The organism is Labrenzia sp. PO1, from assembly GCF_012273635.1.
Taxonomy (GTDB): Bacteria; Pseudomonadota; Alphaproteobacteria; order Rhizobiales; family Stappiaceae; genus Roseibium; species Roseibium algicola.
On the sequence record NZ_JAAXCR010000007.1, the window covers coordinates 108,427 to 128,225 of the forward strand.

General features: G+C 57.5%; 12 protein-coding genes and 1 pseudogene. 6 read left to right on the forward strand and 7 right to left on the reverse strand.

The annotated features are described in order from the left end of the window. Positions 1–106: 106 nt before the first annotated feature. Both HCG46_RS27555 and HCG46_RS27560 read left to right on the forward strand, forming a co-directional pair. On the forward strand, positions 107–1,402 hold the full coding sequence (locus HCG46_RS27555) for an HlyD family secretion protein (RefSeq protein WP_209009650.1): 1,296 nt from the start codon (positions 107–109) through the stop codon (positions 1,400–1,402). 216 nt (positions 1,403–1,618) lie between these two features. After that, complete coding sequence (locus tag HCG46_RS27560) at positions 1,619–3,175, forward strand: DHA2 family efflux MFS transporter permease subunit (RefSeq protein ID WP_205838731.1); 1,557 nt, start codon at positions 1,619–1,621, stop codon at positions 3,173–3,175. A 42-nt stretch (positions 3,176–3,217) separates the two neighbouring features. Here the strand turns inward: HCG46_RS27560 and HCG46_RS27565 are convergent, their stop codons facing one another. The 3 genes from HCG46_RS27565 to HCG46_RS27575 are packed head-to-tail and all read right to left on the reverse strand — an operon-like array spanning position 3,218 to position 8,439. After that, positions 3,218–5,272, reverse strand: a complete 2,055-nt coding sequence (locus HCG46_RS27565) for a hypothetical protein (RefSeq protein WP_168688076.1) — start codon at positions 5,270–5,272, stop codon at positions 3,218–3,220. A gap of 32 nt (positions 5,273–5,304) precedes the next feature. After that, entirely contained in the window at positions 5,305–6,594 is a 1,290-nt protein-coding gene (locus tag HCG46_RS27570; protein WP_168688077.1) for a phosphatase PAP2 family protein, read from the reverse strand. A gap of 45 nt (positions 6,595–6,639) precedes the next feature. After that, entirely contained in the window at positions 6,640–8,439 is a 1,800-nt protein-coding gene (locus tag HCG46_RS27575) for a FlgO family outer membrane protein (RefSeq protein WP_168688078.1), read from the reverse strand. 772 nt (positions 8,440–9,211) lie between these two features. On the opposite strand from HCG46_RS27575, the gene HCG46_RS27580 reads away from it, so the two are divergent. Genes HCG46_RS27580 through HCG46_RS27590 form a run of 3 tightly spaced genes read left to right on the forward strand, consistent with a single transcriptional unit; the run spans position 9,212 to position 13,031 of the window. Beyond that, positions 9,212–10,660, forward strand: coding sequence for a tyrosinase family protein (locus HCG46_RS27580; RefSeq protein ID WP_168688079.1), 1,449 nt, complete (start codon positions 9,212–9,214; stop codon positions 10,658–10,660). Between the two features lies 1 nt (position 10,661). Beyond that, complete coding sequence (locus HCG46_RS27585; protein WP_168688080.1) at positions 10,662–11,486, forward strand: DUF2182 domain-containing protein; 825 nt, start codon at positions 10,662–10,664, stop codon at positions 11,484–11,486. An 18-nt stretch (positions 11,487–11,504) separates the two neighbouring features. Beyond that, positions 11,505–13,031: a hypothetical protein gene (locus tag HCG46_RS27590; RefSeq protein ID WP_168688081.1), complete on the forward strand. Its 1,527-nt coding sequence runs from the start codon at positions 11,505–11,507 to the stop codon at positions 13,029–13,031. On the opposite strand, the gene HCG46_RS27595 is transcribed toward HCG46_RS27590, so the two are convergent. The 3 genes from HCG46_RS27595 to HCG46_RS27605 all read right to left on the reverse strand — a co-directional run bounded on the left by HCG46_RS27595 (position 13,032) and on the right by HCG46_RS27605 (position 16,366). After that, positions 13,032–13,901: a hypothetical protein gene (locus HCG46_RS27595; RefSeq protein ID WP_168688082.1), complete on the reverse strand. Its 870-nt coding sequence runs from the start codon at positions 13,899–13,901 to the stop codon at positions 13,032–13,034. Between the two features lie 27 nt (positions 13,902–13,928). After that, positions 13,929–14,510: a dienelactone hydrolase family protein gene (locus HCG46_RS27600; protein ID WP_168688083.1), complete on the reverse strand. Its 582-nt coding sequence runs from the start codon at positions 14,508–14,510 to the stop codon at positions 13,929–13,931. Between the two features lie 320 nt (positions 14,511–14,830). Beyond that, positions 14,831–16,366: an arylsulfatase gene (locus HCG46_RS27605; RefSeq protein ID WP_075282088.1), complete on the reverse strand. Its 1,536-nt coding sequence runs from the start codon at positions 16,364–16,366 to the stop codon at positions 14,831–14,833. A gap of 495 nt (positions 16,367–16,861) precedes the next feature. Here HCG46_RS27605 and HCG46_RS27610 point away from each other — a divergent pair, with 495 nt between their 5' ends. Beyond that, on the forward strand, positions 16,862–17,845 hold the full coding sequence (locus tag HCG46_RS27610; RefSeq protein ID WP_353621845.1) for a transporter: 984 nt from the start codon (positions 16,862–16,864) through the stop codon (positions 17,843–17,845). A gap of 620 nt (positions 17,846–18,465) precedes the next feature. On the opposite strand, the pseudogene HCG46_RS27615 reads toward HCG46_RS27610, so the two are convergent. Further along, a pseudogene (locus HCG46_RS27615) lies at positions 18,466–19,613 on the reverse strand (IS3 family transposase). Between the last annotated feature and the right edge of the window lie 186 nt (positions 19,614–19,799).

The window sequence follows — 19,799 nt, forward strand, 5'->3', positions numbered from 1 at the left end:
CGCCGGAACCCTTGCGTTCGCCAAGGAGATGAACATATAAATGCCATTGACCGAACCGTTCAGTCAATGCCTGGGCGGTCAAGAATTTTGGGCAAAGGATACCATCGTGGCACTCAGAGAAGGCCGCAACGAAAGCGGCGCGATCGGTGGTGGGCCGCAGGCTGCGAGCCGCCAGGATCAAGACAACGAGACTTCAGTAGCCTCGAAAAGCGGACAGGCAACACCATCTTCCGCGAAAGACACAAGCGATAACAAAGGCGGGCAGGTGGCAGTTTCGTCTCAGGCACAGGTAACAACCGCAACGACCAGCGCAGAAGCGCCTCCTCCGAAAAAGAAAGGCAAGGCCAAGCGGGTCTTCACGCTGGTTCTGCTCGCCGGTCTCGGCTTTGGTGGATATGAGGCTTACCATTGGTGGACCGAAGGCAGATTCATTGCCAGCACGGACGACGCCTATGTGACCGCGGATATCACCGTCATCCTTTCCAAGGTGTCCGGTTATGTTGCGTCTGTCGCTGTCGGCGACAATCAACGCGTGAAAGCCGGTGACGTGCTGCTGAAGATCGACGATGGCGACTACAAGCTTGCCGTCCAGTCCGCAAAGGATTCCATCGACAGTGCCCGTGCAACGGTCGATCGTATCGCGACCCAGATTACGGCGGCCAAGGCATCCGTGCTGCAGGCTGAAGCGTCTGTTGCTTCCGCTAAGGCGCAGAAGGACGAAGCTTCCGCGAACTACGATCGTCAGAAAAGACTGGCGGACAACAAGTTTGCCAGCCAGGCAACGCTTGATACTGCCGATGCCTCACTGAAAGGCGCGCAGGCGGATCTGGAGAATGCGCAGGCGGCGGTGACGCTGGCCAAAGCCAATATCGATGTGCTCAACGGCCAGAAGAAAGAAGCCGAACAGGCAGTGGTTGCTGCCAAGACAGCTCTTGAGAAAGCCGAGCGCGACCTCGCCTTTACCGTCATTCGGGCACCGGTCGATGGCATCGTCGGCAACAGGGCAGCCCAGGTCGGCTCCCTGCTGCAGCCGGGAAGCCGGATTGCCGCGATCGTGCCGCTGGCCGACACTCACATCGATGCGAATTTCAAGGAAACTCAGCTCGAGGGTATCCAGCCCGGAGCAGAGGTTGAAATTTCCGTCGACGCCTATCCGGACCAGCCAATCAAGGGAACCGTGGAAAGCATTGCTCCTGCGACCGGTTCCGTCTTCAGCCTTCTGCCGGCCGAAAATGCGACAGGCAACTTCACCAAGGTGGTTCAGCGCGTGCCGGTGAAGATCAAGGTTCCGGAAGAAGAAATAACAAGCGGACATCTGCGAGCTGGCATGTCGGTGGTTGTCGAAGTCGACACCAGGACAGGTGGCCAGAAAGAAAACGTCGCCCTGTCGGCGCTCCACTAGACCTTCAGGTGCGGATCAAGGGTCCGTATCAAATCAAGTCCTCCCCGCGGCCTCCAACCGCACAAGCCCGGTATCCGCATCTTGCGGATGCCGCCCCTTTGAAGAGCAGACCGTCGACAGCAAGACCTGCGCGGATGTTCCAACAGTATCGAATGATCGGCCACAGGCCATTCCGTCTCTTTCGGCTGAATGACCGCCGGTTCAAGGCTACGTCACATGAGCGAGACGGCACAAAGCGCATCCATCGACGGACGCAAGCTGTTCACCTTCCTCTGCATGGTGTTCGGCATGTTCATGGCGATTCTGGATATCCAGATCGTGTCCGCGTCCCTGTCGGAAATCCAGGCCGGGCTTGGAGCTTCCCAGGACGACATACCCTGGGTGCAGACAAGTTACCTGATAGCGGAAGTCATCATGATCCCGTTGTCCGGATATCTCTCGCGCATGCTGTCGACGCGCTGGATGTTCGCGCTGTCAGCGGCCGGTTTCACGGTGATGAGCCTGATGTGCGCCACTGCCTCCACGATCGAGGAAATGATCATCTACCGTGCCTTGCAGGGGTTTCTCGGTGGCGGCATGATCCCGACGGTTTTCGCGACGGCTTATCTGATTTTCCCGCGTGAGAAATTCAACGTCATTTCACCGGTGATCGGTCTTGTCGCAACGCTGGCACCGACCATCGGTCCGACGCTCGGCGGTTATCTCACCGAATTCGGCTCCTGGCATTGGCTGTTCCTGATCAACGTGGTGCCGGGCATCTTCGTTACGCTTGCCGCTGTTACCCTGATCGATTTCGACGAGCCGGATCTGTCTCTGCTCGATCATTTTGACTGGTATGGCTTCGCGGCCATGGCCATCTTCCTCGGTTCTCTGGAATTCGTTCTTGAAGAAGGCTCGGGCGAAGATTGGTTCCAGAGCGGCGAGATCGTATTCTTTTCCGCAATCACTGTGCTGGGAGCTGCGATCTTCTTCTGGCGGGCTTTCACGGCGCGAGAACCCATTGTCGATCTGAGAGCCTTTGCCGACAAGAACTTCGCCATGGGCAGTCTTTTCAGCTTCATCATGGGGGTGGGGCTCTACGGCCTGACATATCTTTATCCGGTCTATCTGAGCGGCGTTCGCGACTACACCTCGCTGCAGATTGGCGAGACAATGTTCGTGAGCGGTCTTGCCATGTTCCTTACAGCCCCGATTGCGGGGCGGCTGATGTCCGTGCTCGATCCGCGTGTGATGATGGCAATCGGCTTCTCGGGCTTTGCGATCGGCACCTACATGGTGACCGGTATTACGCACGACTGGGATTTCTGGGAACTGCTGGTTCCGCAGATCCTGCGTGGCTGCTCGCTGATGCTGTGCATGGTACCGATCAACAATATCGCCCTTGGTATGTTGCCGCCGCAGATGATCAAGAACGCATCTGGCCTGTTCAACCTAACCCGGAACCTGGGAGGTGCCGTCGGTCTTGCGGTGATCAACACGCTGCTGACCAATCGGCAGGATTTCCACTACGAACGTATTTCCGAAACGGTCAACTGGTCGCGTCCCGTCGTCAATGAGACATTGACCAACATGACACATGCGTTCTCGGAACTGGGGCAGAATGCGGAAACAGCGGCCTTGAAGACGTTGTCAGGCATCGTCACCCGCGAAGCGTTCCTGCTTTCCTTCTCGGATATTTTCCTGATCCTGACAGGCTTGTTCCTCGCTCTTGTCTCCGCGCTCTATTTCGTGGAACGACCGAAACCGGCACCTGCCGGTGGTGGCGGTCATTGATTTCAAGATAGTGGATCATCCGGACGAGCACTGCCGTGTCGATCAGGCTTTTCTGTCCGGTCCGAAACGAATTCTTCGTTGCATCCGGCCGCCGCCAATTCGCGTATTGGCCGGTCTTGACGGTGGCGGATGATCGTCAAATGCGGCCTGTGCACTGACGTCACCCTTCGTTGCGGTTTGGCCTTGTGCAAGCCTGTCGGCCATCCATCGGGCAACCTGAGGTGTCGCGACACTGGTTCCGTCGAGAGATACCAGCGATCCGCAGCGTGATCCGGCACTCAATATGCCTCGCAGGACGGGTGTGTCGTCGCTGACCGCGGCCGCATCCGGACCGTTTCTCGTCGGACCGGTTGCATTGAATGCCGTTGTTACTGGGCCTGCGGCAGAATAGCCGGCCAGATCGTTGCGGGTTTCGACATATCCAGCAAGAACGGCGGGAAACTCGCCGCAGGCAAAGCCGCTTATGGTGCCGCTGCGCTTGACTAGGCAATCGGATCCGGGCGGATCGATCGGCAAGGGGGCTCCAAAGCTGTCGAAACGCTGATAGTCGTCATTGTCGAAATAGGATTGGCGTCCAAATGCCGGGAACCCGGGCAAGGTTTCGTCGCGCCGGATCCAGACCTGAACCCGATCGGTTTCGGTCAGGGCAACATTCTCGATTTCGATTTTCCAGACACCGGAAGGTGCCAAGTCATCCGTGACGTCGTGATGAAAGGTCGGGTGAACGCCGACGACAATGCAACCGCGCCAGGTTGGCGCGTGGGGAGGTGTGTAGAGGATCCGGCCGAATTCCACGTTGTCTCCGGAATGGAGGATCGCAGTCTCTCCAGGCACTGTTGAAACCGGCGTACTCCTCGGTCCCACGGGAGGCGTAACGCGCACTCTCACAAGGTTGTCGGGGTTCTCCTTTGGCGGCATCCAGATTTCGACGTAGCTCGCGCTGCGGTCGTCAGGTTGAATGCGCCAGTCTAGGCTGGCGGGCCTGACGTTACCCGTATCCTCATCCGTAAAGGTAATCTCCGCGTGGGTGCGCGCCAGATTGCCGTTCCCGGCAGGAAGAGCCACCTGGATTTCACGCTGGGTGGTCGAGTGAAGCTCGTGATCGATCTTCGCTTCGATCAGACCGGTACCATCGTGCGGTCCTGCAAAATTCCCGAAACTGAAATTGACCACCAGCGGGATCCGCTTGCCGTGATCGGTCTCGAGCCGGTAGCGTTCCGCGTGTATCTTGATGAAGTCGATCGCGCGTCCCAGAGCTGGCAGGATCTGCGCTCCGCTGACATCCATGGTGAGATTGGTTGGCAGCTGCACGCAGATGATGGGGCGCGTGTTGTCCTTCGTGCCGGGTTGGTAACCGGTGGCAAGTCCCATCACATGGGTGCCGTGGGACACTCGCATGGCGGCCGGCTTGAGCCCGGGCCAACTGTAGTCGATCAATCCGCACTGACTGTAGAAGCGGTTCTCATCGAGGAGCCCGCTGGCCGTGTTCGCGGCAAGCAATCCGTCGATTTCACTCCTGGCAAGGGCGTGGCCCTGCGGGACGACGAGGGTGCCGGTCCGCGGTTTGGCGTCCATGATCCAGGCAAAGGAAACGCGTGACGTATTTGGGTCGGTTTTCCGGAAAAGTTCATGGCCGAACGCGATGCCGTTGTCGATGACAGCGGTAACAACGGAACCATCCTCGACAAATATTTCCGGCAGATTGCCGGGCATGATCTGCGCGCTCGTGTCGAGCTGTCCAACCGGAACGACAGTCCCAAGGATGATGCGTTTTATTCCGAGTTGTCCCGCGTTCCTCGTCGCTTCCTGCAAGAAGAGGTCTTTTGCGTAGAGTGAGGGATACAGGATCGCTTCTTTGGCCGCGCGCTGTTGCGCGGTATAGAAATTCGGGATGAGGACTGCATCCTCAAGCCCGTTGCCACCGCCGATATCCTTGGCCCTGGCGATCAGATCATCGAGTGAGATGTCATCGAGCTCGACGAGGATGTCCCACCAAGTGTTTTCTTCTCCGGATCCGAACTTTGCTGCAACAGCCAGCCGCCAGTTCGTGACCGGATCGATTGAAAATTCATCAAGGGTTCCGTTGGTATCCGACATGACTTGACCTCCGGTTCGACTTTGCTATGCGATCACGAGCCGTCGTCTTCCAAAGGCGAGGCACCATCCCCACCATCCTCGAGTGTTCCGCCACCGCTGCTGCCACCGGCACAGGGTTCCCTCAGGTCCAGCCATTCCTGCTTTGCGCGGTTCCACAGCCAGGCCAGCGGCCTGGATTGAATGGTCGTGCCGGTGAGGGATGTTGTGGTTTCGTCGGCCCAGGCTCCCGGGTCCTTCTGCGTGTGGGTCGCCGGATCGTAGAGCTGCGTCCAGTCGAAATCCCGGCTGTCAGGATACTGGTCGCCGTGGAAAGCCCATCCCTTGATTTCATTGGAACCCTGGCACCGACCCGCGAAATAGGCGCCGAGTGTAAGTCCGAGAATTGCGCCGGCCTCGCTGTCGACCGGAAAATGTACACCCGCGACGGTGCGGTTTACTGCAATGCGCGAGGCCTGCCGCATGAACATCTTGCCCCAGATCGTGTCGTCATAAGGCACGACACCGGCATCCCTCAGGAGGAGCCAAAGAACCCGGGCCAGCGTGAAGGCTTCCGTTGAATGACCGCTCGGCAGGGTGCCATGCGTGGGCGTCAGGATCATCGGCTGGATCTGCGGGGAGACTTCTATCGGACGCTTGCAGGCCAGGGCATACTTGATCCGCATCTCCACCAGGTTGGCGAGACCCTGCGCAGTTGCCAGCAGCTCGATCGTATATGGTGTTCGAGCCGGTGCGATGTATGCGATTGACCGCAGAAATTCAACAGGTGTGCTGAGTTGGGCGATAATTTCAGCCGCACGATCCTGCCGCAGGTCTGCATAATTTGCCACGAGATCGAGCTGCTTCTTGAAGATCGCCATGGTTGGGCGAGACATCCTGGCAAGCATGGCATAAGCCGCGAGTGGCGTATCGGTCCCGTCAGGGTTGCCGGTCACGTTCAGGTGCCATACCTGAGCCGTTCCGGAGCACGTTCCCTCAAACTTGAAGGTGAAGCCGAGCCTCGATGCCAGTTCAAGTGTGTAAATGCTTTGCCGGACTTCCGGAGAGAGGCGGCCTAGAAAAGCATCGTATTCCGGGCAGTTCTCCTGGATGGCCGCCGTAACAGTCTGCCAGGTTCCGGCAATGCCATCGTGATTGGTGATCAGCGCGTTCACGATCAGCGGTGAATCGAAGGAAGGGGCGCCGCCGAACCCGCCAAAACCGCCAAATCCCCCGAAGCCCCCAAACCCTCCGAACCCGCCAAATCCCCCGAAGCCGCCGAAGCCCCCAAATCCTCCAAAGCCCCCGAAGCCGCCTGCCGGATATGCTGTTTCCCTAGGTGTCATGACTAACTCTCCCTACCTTTTCGATTGGCCGGTTCCGCTCCATTCTCAGGGTGGCAGTCCGGCTTGCCTTAGGGTTTCGGCGAAGTCCTTCCCAACCTGAAACTGCGCACTTGGCGAATTCTTCAGCCAGCGGCTTACGGTCAGATCCGGCTGACGCTCGCGCAGTTCGCTGATGGTCTGAGCTGCCAGTCCGGTGTGTCCAAGGCGCATTTCCGCGACAGCCTTGGCACGCAGCGTCGAGGTGTGCGCGCGGTTGGAGCGGAGCGACTGGTTGGCGAACTCGAGAGCGCGGTCATATTTTTCGGCCGTAACGCAGGCGGATGCCGCAAGCGAAAGGAAAAAGTACCTGTAGGGATCGATGGGAGACAGGCGGAGGGCCAGTTCCGTGTCCTTGACAGCCTCCTCGCCAGCTCCCTTGAACGCGAAGAGAGTGCCGCGCAGCAGGCGACCCATGGCGTAATTCGGATTGTACTCGAGGGCCATGTTGTAACGCTGTTCAGCTTCTTCGAGCTTGTGCGCGAGATTTGTGAGGGCAAATCCTTCGGACACAAGGGCCGTGACATTTGTCGGGTCGTGGTCGAGCGCGGTTTGCGTGCAGCTCAAGGCTAGGGATTTTTCGCGCTCTGGCGAATCCGTCCACCCCTGTTGAACCGCCAGAACGTGCCATTTTGCCTTCCATGCCAGGGCCATTGCGGGTTGGCGCGACGAACGGTGAATCAGTTCGTCAAGAAGTTCGGCGGCGTATTCGAAATGATGGCGCGAGAGCCTGTAGATCAGTCCGATCGCACTCATGAGAAGCGAATAGGCATCGAGTGTCTGCATCGGGCAGGACAGTGCCTGTTGCACCTCGCTCCGGAAGATTGCCGCGTGGCAGTCCTTGGCGAACTGATACATGACGGATGAATCGCTAAGGAGGGTAGGAACCTCCTCGCTCAGGCGATCCGACCAGATCACGCGCCCGGTTTTTGCGTCGGCGAGTTCCGCGTCCAGAATTACGTGGTTCGCATCACCGCTGTAGGTCCCCGACAGGACAAAATCCGCCTGAAGCGTCTCCGAGATCTTGGCAAGGGAGATGTTCCGCATGCGAAAACCTGTCGTCGAAAGGCGGGAAATGACATTGAGTTCCGAGGACCGGGACAATGCGACAATCAATTCCTCTGCGAGCACTTCACCGAGCACGTAATTGTCTCTTGATCTGCTGCGTGGCGTGAAGGGAATAACCGCGACGGTGGGGAACAGGTCTTCGAATTGCTGTAACGGGAAAATGCTCGGGTGGGTTCCCACGGGATGAACCCTGAAGGCCCGCACCGTCTCCGCGACATTCTTGAGGTGGCAATCACCAAGATCCTCGAATTCTGCATCGAGTTCGCTTGCCAAAGCATCCCTGACTTCGGCGGAGGCAACAATCTCTCCGGGCCGGGCAAGTGACATGAGACGGGCGGCAATGTTGACGTGGCTGCCATAAATGTCGTCATCGCCGGTGGTGAGCACGTCGCCGGTGTCGATACCGATGCGAACCTGCAACCGGTTCACGGCAGGGAGTTGCTCGTTGACCTTTGCCAGTTCCGTGGTGAGACGCATTGCAAATCGGACTGCACTCGTTGCGTGCTCGATTTCAGCCAGAATGCCGTCGCCCAATGACTTCACGAGCCTGCCATCGTGTTCCGGCAGAAGGTCATCTTTCAGGTAGGCGACAAAGGAGAGCCAAGCTCCTATGGATGCATTGTCGGCAGTCGTAAACAGCCGCGCAGATCCAACTACGTCGGCAAAAAGTATTACTTTCTGCCGATTCTCCCATTTTTCGAATAGCCTTACGGGCTTTCGGTATTCAGCGGCTGCCTGCATGAATTTCCTCGTAGCGACAAAATCGCTCCACCTGAAAACAGTCTAAAATAAAAGATTAGGCACCAATTTTTCGCAGAAATAATGAGGTAATTAACAATGATTGTTTCACATGGATAGGTTTTCACACGCGTTTTCAATGCGATCTGCGCCATGGTCAGGCGAAGTCGCTCTGTGTCCACTTGCGTGCTTGATAATATATTTCCTTTTGTCGCTTCTAGCTTGCCTTCAATCTTGCCATCTGTAAAGCAATACATTTATTACGCTAGGGAAGTTTTCCTTAAATATTTAAATTTGATTTTTTAGATGCGCACTTGCACGCGGTCGTCGGAAAATAGGGAGGCGATGCGCTCTCGGTGCAATTGGCACTCGTGAAGCCTTCCGGCTGTCCTTTTCGGTTGTTTTCCTGATCCTGACAGGCTTGGTCCTTGCCTTTGTCGCCGCGCTCTCTTTCGTGGGGGAACCGAAACCGGCACCTGCCGGTACCGGCGGAGGTCATTGATCCGTGTGGTCGGCTATCTAGCCAGGCGAAGTGATTTCGTCTTCGAACGCCGGGAAGAGGGGGATCTTGGAATATTGCAACTTTCAATACACGTAATGGTATTGCTGCCGCATTCCGTCAACCTGGGGCGTTACATCTTCGTTATTTCATGCTAACGTAGCTGCCTGTTTGAAAAACAGATTGATGCGCTTTTGATTTGCAGGCGCCGCAAGTAAATTTTCGCTTTTCAAAATTCAGATGACTGTTCTCTCGAGTTTTCAATGGGAGGAAATAATGGCAGGCATAAGAAAAGACATTGCCAAGCTCGGCGGGCCATGGTCCGACACGATGCTTTGGTATGCGCGAGCCGTTGGTGAACTGCGGTCGCGCCAGTTGCGTGATCGGACAAGCTGGCTCTACCTGGCTGCGATCCACGGCATCAATCCTCAAGGTTGGATTGATCAGAACATCCTTTCACCGACCACGCCGGCGCCAAACGCCGACGAGCAACGATTGATGTTCAACCAGTGTCAGCATGCGGGTTGGTTTTTCCTGCCCTGGCACAGGGGCTATCTGCATGCGTTCGAGGCAATCCTGGCAGATTGGATTGTCAGCCAGGGCGGTCCGACTACATGGGCTTTGCCATACTGGAATTATCTCAACGGGTCTGATCCTGCGTCTCGAGACTATCCGCAGGAGTTTCTGGACAGCACCATTCCGGGTGACAACACGCCGAACCCGTTGGCCAACGCGTTTCGTGGCCCTGCCGTGAAACTTGGTCCGCAGGCCTGGATCAATGTAGACATTTCGCTCGACGCGCAAACCACGCAGACCGTTTATACATCAATCCCCGGGACGCTTGGATATGGCGGTCCTATCAGCGGATTCGACCAGCAGGGCAATGCCTATGGTGCGGTCGAAAGTGACCCGCACAATTTCGTGCATGTCATGGTGGGCGGCAACGTACCGCCCAGTCCGACCGGCTGGATGTACGATCCGGATTTTGCCGGTCTCGATCCGATCTTCTGGGTTCACCATTGCAACATCGACCGATTGTGGGCGGCCTGGATGACCGGGGGAGGCAACTCCCAGGAAACCAGCCGGCCCTGGCTCAACGGGCCGTTCCCGCGCCAGTTTGCGATGCCGGACGCACAGCAAAATATTTCCATTTTCACGCCGGAAGACACGCTGCCGGGCGCGGCTCTTGCGCCGGTCTATGATAATCTGATCGATGGAACGGGCATTACGCCCACCGTGGGGATTGCAATGGCCACCACACCGACAGGTCGGGGCACTTCGACACTCGTCGGGGCAAACGACGAGGTGCTGCAGGTTACCGCAAGTCCGGTAACGGCACGCGTGAAACTGGCTGCAGCGCCAACTGCTGCCCTTGCTGCTGCAGCTCCGGCCGCAGCGGAGCGACTTTATCTCAACGTTGAAGGTGTCCGGGGGAACACTCCGAGCGGTGTTCTGTCCGTTCGTGTTGTTGCGCCAGGCATACCGGATGCGGAAATCAACGAAACTCTGGTGTTCTTCGGCCTTGGAAAGGCCAGTTCAACCGACGGTTCGCACGCAGGCAACGGCCTGTCATCAACCGTGGAAATCACCGACAAGGTTGCGGCCATGCAGGCGCGTGCTGGTGCTGCAATCCAGGAGCTCGAAGTTAGCCTAGTTCAGCCAGAGGGAGCCTCGTCGGAAATTACCGTCGACCGGATCAGCATCTACCGTCTCAGGGTTAGATGACATGTCCCGGCTGGCAGCCTTTGCCGTGCAGACCAGTCGGGGCGCAATGCCCTGGCTGGTTGCCTTGAGCGCGGGCAGCTACCTCCTGCTCGGTTTCGCACAACCAGCTTCGAACGTCGCGGCTCTTTGCGGGCGTCTGAATGTTGCGCAATCCGTTTTCCTGCCCGCATCGAACCTTCAATTCTCGCAGATCTTGCAAGCGGTAGCCGCGGACTGGATCCTGATGGTCGTGGCCATGATGGTGCCGCTGGTTGCTGCCAATCTGTCTTATGTCGGCCGAGTGGTGCATGCGTCCCAAAGGGTGGCTGCAAGTATTGCCTTTCTGCTCGGTTATCTCTGCGTCTGGATTTTGTCGGGCCTGTTGCTTGTGCCACTGGCGTTTGTCCTGGCGCTTGCCGGCACCTGGATCGACCTGTCGTTGGCGTTCGGTGTCGCTGTCGCTTGGAGTATGTCCCCGCTCGCCCAATGGGCCAGAAACAGGTGCCACGGTACTAGCCGGATGGCAGCTTTCGGACAGGAGGCACAGGCTGATGGTTGCTGGTTCGGTCTTCGAACCGGGGCGGCTTGTGTGTTTGCTTGCTGGCCCTGGATGCTTGTGCCTTTGCAGGTGGAGACCGGCCATATTGCCGTGATGGTGCTGACAGGTCTCTATCTTTTCGCCGACCGGATTGCACCGCCTGCCGCACCAGTCTGGCGCCTGCCTCCGGCACTGGAAACTGTTCTGGGGGTGTCGCTCCTGCCAGGAGGACGCGGACCAAACGGGCACAGTCTGCGCCACACCAAGCCGCTTGCTGCAACAAGCCAACCTGTCCGGACACGCCATTGACGGTCAGAGGAGGAAATCATGCCGATCAATTTCATTCCGAACGACCCGAGAGCCGGACACCCGCCTGCAGCCGTTATCGAGGCGCATGCTGAGCGACCAGATGAACTGGCCCGGTATGTCTATCTGGGCTCCGTCCCGGAAGACACATATCCAACTGACAGCGACGGCTTTCTGTTCTGGCAATGCCGCGAGGCCGCTCTCAGAGCCATCGACCTTTGGGAGTTGATCGACGGGAGCACGCTGACCACGTGGCAGAACGGGAAAACCCTGCGGCTGAAACACAAAACACCGGGGCAGCCCCAGCTCAATGCCTTTTACGACAGGCTTTCGCTCTCCTTTTTTCAGGTGGATGCTGCCGGGGGAGACAGTTACCGCTCGGGGGCAAGTACGGATGTTGTCGCACACGAGGCGGGCCATGCCTTTCTGGATGCAATCCGCCCGGATCTTTGGGGGGCTTTTCAGGCGGAGCCGGGTGCTTTTCACGAAGCCTTTGGAGACTGCATCGCAATTCTTGTCGCGCTTCAGGACGAGGCGACCCGCAAGGTGCTTGTGGATCAAGGGCTGTTGAGACAGAAGAACTTTGTCGAGTCCACTGCAGAGGATCTGTCCCACGGTATTGCCGTCCTGGTCGACGCAAATCACAATGCGGCGGTCCCGCGGCGCGCTCTCAACACACATCAATGGGTGATGCCGGCCTCCTTGCCGGTGTCAGGTGGCCCGGGCGTTCTGATCAACGAAGTACACTCGCTGGGCATGATCTTCAGCGGTTGTTTTTACGACACGCTGACGAACATCTATCAGTCGCGCGGTGTGGAGAGCGAAAAAGGATTGCTGGCGGCGGCAAGGACGGCGGGAGAGTTGCTGGTTGCTGCCGCGCGTACGGCGCCACTTAAACCTCGATTTTTCCAGGCTGTCGGCAACGCCATGCTGATTGCGGACGGAATGCGCAATGCCGGGGTCAATGCCCAGGCGATCCGGGACGGGTTCGAGAGCCATAATGTGCTGTTGAATGCCGAACAACTGACATCCCCCACAGTGGTTCTGGCTGGTCGGCCGCCTTCGGAAACCGTTCATTCCGTTCGTGATGTACTGACACAGGCGTCCCGCCGCAGCCTGCTGGAAGTCACCGGAGATGATACGGATCAGCGGTTCTACGGCAGCCGGGTTCAGCTTGGCGACCAGTCGGTAGCAGCCGTTCGGCGGCGCCAGAAAGTCTCGCTCGCAGATGTCGCCAGTGATCTGGAAGGCGTCTATTGCTACGTTGAGGAAGATGTCCTCATCGGTGAGCAAAACGGGAATGCCGCCCTGCTGGGCGAGGTGGAGACGGTTCGGCAATCCGCTGTCGAGGCGCAAAGCTTTGTCTTCAGCCTGCATGCCGCCGGTCAGATTTCAGAAGAGGCCCACAGCCAGGCGGGCGACGATACGATCGGTGCCGTGAGCCATGTGGTCAGTAACGTGGGGGAGGAGCGTCGATTGCTCCGAAAGCGTTTCAATTGCCGGTGTCACGCTCTTCCAGGCACGGCAAGGGCCTTCCTGTGCACTTGATCAGTTGAAGCCCCTTCGCCGAAGTATGCGTCTGCCGGTCTCATCAGTTTCGACATAGTGCGTCGGTTGACCGAGCAGTGGCGATGCCATGCCTTCAAGCTCTCCTGCTTCAGCTTGGCCTGTCTCACCTGGTGCCATCTCAAGCTGGCCATTGGCCCGCAGACTTTGAATGTAGGCCTTTGCCTCCTGGATCGTGTCTTCAGCAACCTCTTTGAATGCGACAGGGTGAGGGCTGTCGGGCTGTTCAATGACAAACGAGGTGGGAAGGTTCAGGAACAGGCCGGAGAGGGCGCCAAGTGCGCTGTCTTCCACGGATATCAGGCAATGACCTTCTGCTTCGATCCGCTCCGGGCGGAACGAAACTTGCTGGAGGTCGACAACACCTTCCGCGGCCGCCAGAACCGGCAGCACCAGTTGCAGGTTATCGGCCGCGTTTCTTCCGGTTTTCCGGGCAATCTTCAATAGCATTGCCGGCCAGCCAGACATTCCATCGGCGCCAGTCTCTTCCAGAAGTAGTTTCGGCAAACCTGGCGGGAGAGCGGCGTCCGTGCTGCCGGGTCTGGTGTCGACCAAAACACATTCCGATGCGGGATCATTTACCGCGAAACGTTCCCGCAATTCTCCCAGGATTGTTGCGTCAACACCGGGTTTGTTCGTCTCAATGACCTGGGAGGAGCCAGCTGGAAGCTGTAGCTCTCTCAAGGTGGACAAGACTGCAGCTGCGTCATTTGACGAGCGAACAACCAGAGCGAAGGCAAGCGGAGCTCCCGTTTCACCTCTCATCTGGCCAATCGCATCCAGTGCCTCACAGACGAAGGGTCTGAGGGCGCCATGCGGGTCAAGAAGACTGTCCGGTGTCAGAAGCAGCAACCGCAGCAGTTTGGCCTCCTGGTTTCCTCAGACGCGTTGCAGGAATTCAATGACCCGCCGGGTGAGCAGAGCAGACGCTTCTGCATCAAACGATGGTAGCGAGCTGTCAGCGAAATAGTGCTCCTCTCCGGGATAGAGAAAAAGAGCCGCATCCCCTGCCGTTTCAACGATCTCGCGCGCGGCATCGATGTCACCTTCGCCGACGAAAAAAGGATCATTGTCCATAGCGTGGATTTGAACAGGGACGCCGTTAGGCCAGGGTCCAAAAGACCAGTCACCGCTGATCGGCAGGCAGGAGTGGATCAGCAAGGCAGCCCGTGCTCCAGGCCGGGTTTGAGCTAGCTTCTGCGCCGGCAGCACACCAAACGAGAAACCCGCGTAGACGAGATCGTGGGGGAGTTCATCTGCCAAACGGACACCGCGTTCACGCATCTCGTCAAAGCCGGTTTCCTCGATGAAGGCGAGGCCCTTCTCGATGCTGTTGAACGTATTACCCTCGAACAAATCCGGGGTGTGCACTTTGTGGCCGGCCTGTCGCAGATCGTCTGCAAACTTCAGCACCCCGGAAGTCAAGCCAAGCGCATGGTGAAACAGCAGAACCTCAGACATCTGGCTCCTCCAGAAGTGGAAAGTAGCACGCAGCAAGGCATCGTGTCATCGGAGAGCGCATGCAACGGCGTGACCCGTCTCCGGGGGCACCTACACGTCTAACGGACTTCTGGCTTTCCGAAGCTGATTGGCAGCGAAAGCGGTCACAGGCGGGACTGCGCGCGGGCAGGAAGAAGGTTGAGCGATCCCTGTTTTCATTTCGGGGTGGCAGACCTCCGATGCTCTTCGCACGCCGCGCCTGTTGCCTCGCATTTTTGCCTTCCGGACTTTGTGGTCCTAAGGCTGTGTTCGTGGAATTGAAGATCTGCCGCTTGCTCAGCTTACTGCGGTGGCGGCGCAGCGTTCATGATCCGCTTCGACATGTCCTCAACAGACGTGGAGAAACTGGCAATCCGCGGCGGGAATTCCTCGAAGGAGGCAACAAACTTGTTCACCAGGCCGAGTGCCGGACCGATGGCCCAGGACCTGTTCTCCTGCCATTCGTCAAATCCCCGGGCGTCGTGGAACCGTTCAAAGGGATCGAGATCGAGGCGCGTGATCAATGGGGAGGTCATTTCGTATTGGTTGCCGTTGAACCAACGGTCCTGACTGGTGAACAGGAACTTCCATTCCCCGAAGCGCAGGCCGTGGAAAGTGGTTTCAGTGAAATAGAAGAACTCCATCCGGTTGGAAGGCCCGGTTTGGGTCAGCAACGGGGTCTGGTCATAGCCGTCCAGATGAACCTTGAATGTCTTGCCGCCAATGTCCGCACCTGCCAGCAGCTGTTCCTTGATGTCGGGCTGACCCAGTTGAGACATGATGGTCGGGATCCAGTCCTCCATGGTCATAAGTTCGCCGGTGGTGGTTCCTGCGGGCGTTACTCCGGGCCAGCGCACTGCCATGGGCACCTTGAAGCCGCCTTCATAACCGCCCACGCCCTTTTCCCCCCGGAAAGGCTGGTTGCCGCCGTCGGGCCAGGAGTTGGACGCCGCACCGTTGTCGGTGGAGAACATCACCATCGTATTGTCGGCGACGCCAAGTTCATCCAGCAGGTTCAGAAGCTCACCCACGTCGTCGTCCAGTTCCACCATGCCGTCGGCATAAACATTGCCGGTGCCGGTGATGCCGTCATAGTGGTCGTTCAGGTTGGTGCGATAGTGCATGCGGGTGGTGTTGTGCCAGACGAAGAACGGCTCGTTGGCGGAGACAGCCTCCGTAATGAAGCGCTTGCTTTCTTCAAGCACGTCCTGGTCAAGGTTGCGCTGAACTTCCTGGCCGAAGGGCCCGAGATCCTCGATCTCCTGACCACCATCTGCTTTTGCAAAGCTGTGAATGATGCCTCGCTGTGCCAGGTTCGCATCCTCGAAAGCCTGTGCCGGATAATCCACCTGCTCGATATATTCCCCGGCGTTCAGGTGGTAGAGGATCCCGAAGAATTCATCGAACCCGTGGTTGGTGGGTAGATGTTCGTCCCGGTCACCAAGATGGTTCTTTCCGAATTGTCCGGTGCGGTACCCCAGGGGTTTGAGCATTTCGGCCAGTGTCGGATCTTCGGTCGAAAGACCTTGTGGCGCACCAGGGAGACCGACGGTGGACAGGCCGACCCTAAGCGGGTACTGGCCCGTGATGAAGGCCGCCCGGCCTGCGGTACAGGACGCCTGGGCATAATGGTCCATGAAGAGCATGCCTTCGTTTGCGATCCTGTCGATATTCGGCGTTTCGCCTGCCATCATGCCTCGGTGGTATGCCGAGATGTTCCACATCCCGACGTCATCCCCCCAGATGACGAGAATATTTGGCTTGTCTGGTTCCTGGGCTGTGGCAGCTACCGGGGCCAGGCAGGCAGCAAGTGCTGCTGCCGCAATAAGTTTCAACATCACGCGGCTCCTTCACGAACGATAAGTCCATCAAACAGCCCAATGATCCCATACGTCAAATGGATTGCAAAAATGCCGTATGCAAACTTTGGGTGTGAGTTAATGCGAGTGTTCGAACATGGAAGGTACATGCCACAGGAAAGTGAGCTGGTGATTTCGGGACATGGTGGCAATGACTTCCAAAGTTGCGCCGACCAGACAGATCAGTGAACGTTGACGATTAACGCAAAACGAGGCCCAATTCGTTGCTGGATAATATCCCGGGAAAATTGCATACTGGAGCTTCGCTACCAAATTGAAGGTGCTCTTTTTCTTCGGGTGTTGGGAGCTCGTATTGAAAAGGTGGCCCGGCAGACTGGTGAGTATGAGAGTAGAGGACTGCCTTCATGCAAAAGTCGCTCTGTCAAACGGGCGGTAAGTGCGCAAGCAAGTGGAAACCGACACACAGGGCCACGCAGCAAACCCGTAGCGACTTTTGAGGCAGGAGAGGCGGACGTGGGCGAGACAAGAACCAGCAAAGCACGCAGACACTCACTCACCTTGAAGGTGTCGCTGTTCGCACTGATGTGCCTTGCGGGCACATCGCAGCAGGCAAACTCGGCTGAAAGCGGTGTCGGTTTTTATCTGCTTGGGTCCAAGGGGCCATTTGCGGCGGTGCTGCCCGGGCCGGGTGTCTACTTTCAAAATGACGTCTATTTCTATTCAGGATCTGCCGGGGCGAGCCGTGACCTGCCTGTTGGCGGCAGGGTTATCGGCAATGTCGACGCGACCGCCTATATCGATCTCGCAACTGGCTTGTGGGTTGTGCCGACAAGCGTTCTTGGGGGCAGCCTTGCCCTGCAGGCGACCGTTCCCTGGGGTGGACAATCCGTCGATGCTTCACTTGATGCCGGCGGAATTCTCGGAGCGTCTGTCAGCGATACGGTGTTCACGATTGGTGACCCCGTGGTTGGCGCTTCGCTGGGCTGGCACAACGGCAATTGGCACTGGACGACGGGTTTCCTCGTCAACGTGCCGGTGGGGGACTACCAGAAAGGCGAGATTGCCAACGTTGCCTTCAACCGTTGGGGGCTCGACATCAACGGTGGCGTAACCTGGTTCGAGCCCAAAAGCGGTTGGGAGGTTTCCGGTGTAGCCGGTTTCACCTTCAACGGCGAAAACCCGGCCACAAACTACACCACCGGAACAGAATTTCACTTCGAAGGGGCGCTCACCAAAACCTTTTCTCCCCAGTTCTCGGCGGGGCTGGTCGGCTATTACTACGACCAGATTACAGCCGACAGCGGATCCGGCGCCAGGCTCGGCGATTTCGAGGGACGCGTTGCCGCTCTTGGTGGCACGACCGGCTACAATTTCCAGCTTGGCCAGACACCGGTCTCGACACGCGTGAAGGTTTACCGGGAATTCGCTGCGGAAAACCGTCTCGAAGGGACGTCGGCGTATCTCACCCTGACGATCCCGCTAAGCGTGAAAAAGTAGATCGGGCATAGCCCAGTCAATTTGTTTTCAATGGGAAGTGGCAGCTTATTCGAAAGCCTGCAACTAGTCGCGCAGGCAGGCTGAACAACCAAAACCCGCCCGATCGTTTCCGATGGGCGGGTTCTTTCGTTTGGGCGCCGGGAGCCGCGCTGTGGCCGGTGGGAACCGGCCTGGGCGAACTCCCGGCTAAGCTTTGTGTGCGATCGAATTCAGACTTCCGGCCGGTGCCGGCCAGAAGCCTGTTGATCGTCATCCGCATTGTAGGACGGTTAAAAGTGTAAACTGTTTGTTGGGAGCAAAGAAATCCAAGCTTTTCAGCAAATTTGGCTTTGGTGCATATGGAAATTTTGTAAACAAAGCCGCCAAAGCGCTGTTCTTGGCCAGTCGAAAGTTTACGTTTTTTAGTAAACTATTTCAAACGCTGAAATTTTTGTGGACATGCTGCAAAACGGTCCGAAGTATTCTCGTTGAGTAACCTGAAACGCTCATGCCTAAGATTGGTTTGGCGCCGGTCTGTTCCAGTGTCATTCCGAATTGGCTCGATCTTTGGCTGTGCGCAGGCTCGGTGGAGTGAGCCGAAGTTGGTGGATTGGCCTGCTGCCGGTTTTTCGGACATCGAGTTAAGCTAATCCCACCTTGTTTTCAAATTCCATCGGGCTGAGATAACCCAATGTCGAATGTCGACGCTTTGGATTGTAGAAGCGCTCAATGTAGTCGAACACGTCGGCCCTGGCGTCGTTTCGGGTTCTGTAGATCCTGCGTGCCGTCCTTTCTGTTTTCAGGGATGAGAAGAAGCTTTCCATCGCAGCATTGTCCCAGACATTTCCTGACCGGCCCATCGAGCAGGTGATACCGTGGTCGGCCATGAGGCGTTGGAACTGCTCGCTGGTGTATTGGCTACCCTGATCCGAATGATGCAACAGCACATCCGGCTTGCCTCTGCGCCAGATGGCCATGATCAGCGCGTCGGTTACGAGCTGAGAGGTCATGCTGTTGTTCATCGCCCAATCGACGACACGGCGAGAGAACAGGTCGATGACCGCGGCCACATAGAGCCAGCCCTCAGCCGTCCATAGATAGGTGAAATCGGCCACCCACTTCTGGTTCGGTCTGTCTGCCGCGAACTGACGATCCAGAACATTCGGCATAATGAGCGAGCGCTCACCACCGTCTTTCGGAAAGCCACGGCTTCTAGACCTTGCTCTCAATGCATTGCCGCGCATCAGCCGCTCGACACGATGCAGACTACAGGAAAGCCCTTCCGCAAGAAGGTCATGCCAGACACGCCGAGCACCGTAGGTGCGGTCGCTGTCCTTGAAGCTGCCTTTGATCTTGTCGAGCAGAACCTCGTCCTACCGGGCATGTTGGCTCGGAGTACGATTTAGCCAGGCATGGAAGCCGGAACGCGATACACCCAACGCTTCGCAGAGCCATGCCACCGGCCAGATAGAACGGTGCTTTGCAATGAACGCGAACTTCATATCACGTCCTTGGCAAAGTAGGCGGCGGCCTTTTTTAGAATGTCTCGCTCCGCTTTCAGCTTGGCGACCTCCTTACGCAGCCTTGCGATTTCAAGTTGTTCTGGCTTAATCTGCCCGTGTCCTGGAAAAGCCTGCGCCGGGTCAGTGCCATAGTCCTTGACCCATTTGCGCAGCACATTCTCATGGACATCCAGATCGCGGGCTGCTTGCGCAACACTGACGCCGCGCTCCCGCACCAACTTTACCGCCTCAAGCTTGTACTCGCGGCTGAACTTCCTTCGTTGCATTCCATCCCTCCAGTTTCATGGCAAACACCTTAACTCGGTGTCCACGAAACCGGCAGCAGGCCACAGAACGGTTTCGTCGAGAGCTTCATGTATAGACGGCCCCGCGGGCGCAAGTGTTTTGAACGTGATCTTCATCGGCGGGTGCGTTCATGTATTCGGCCTGTTCGTGCAGCCCATACATGACTG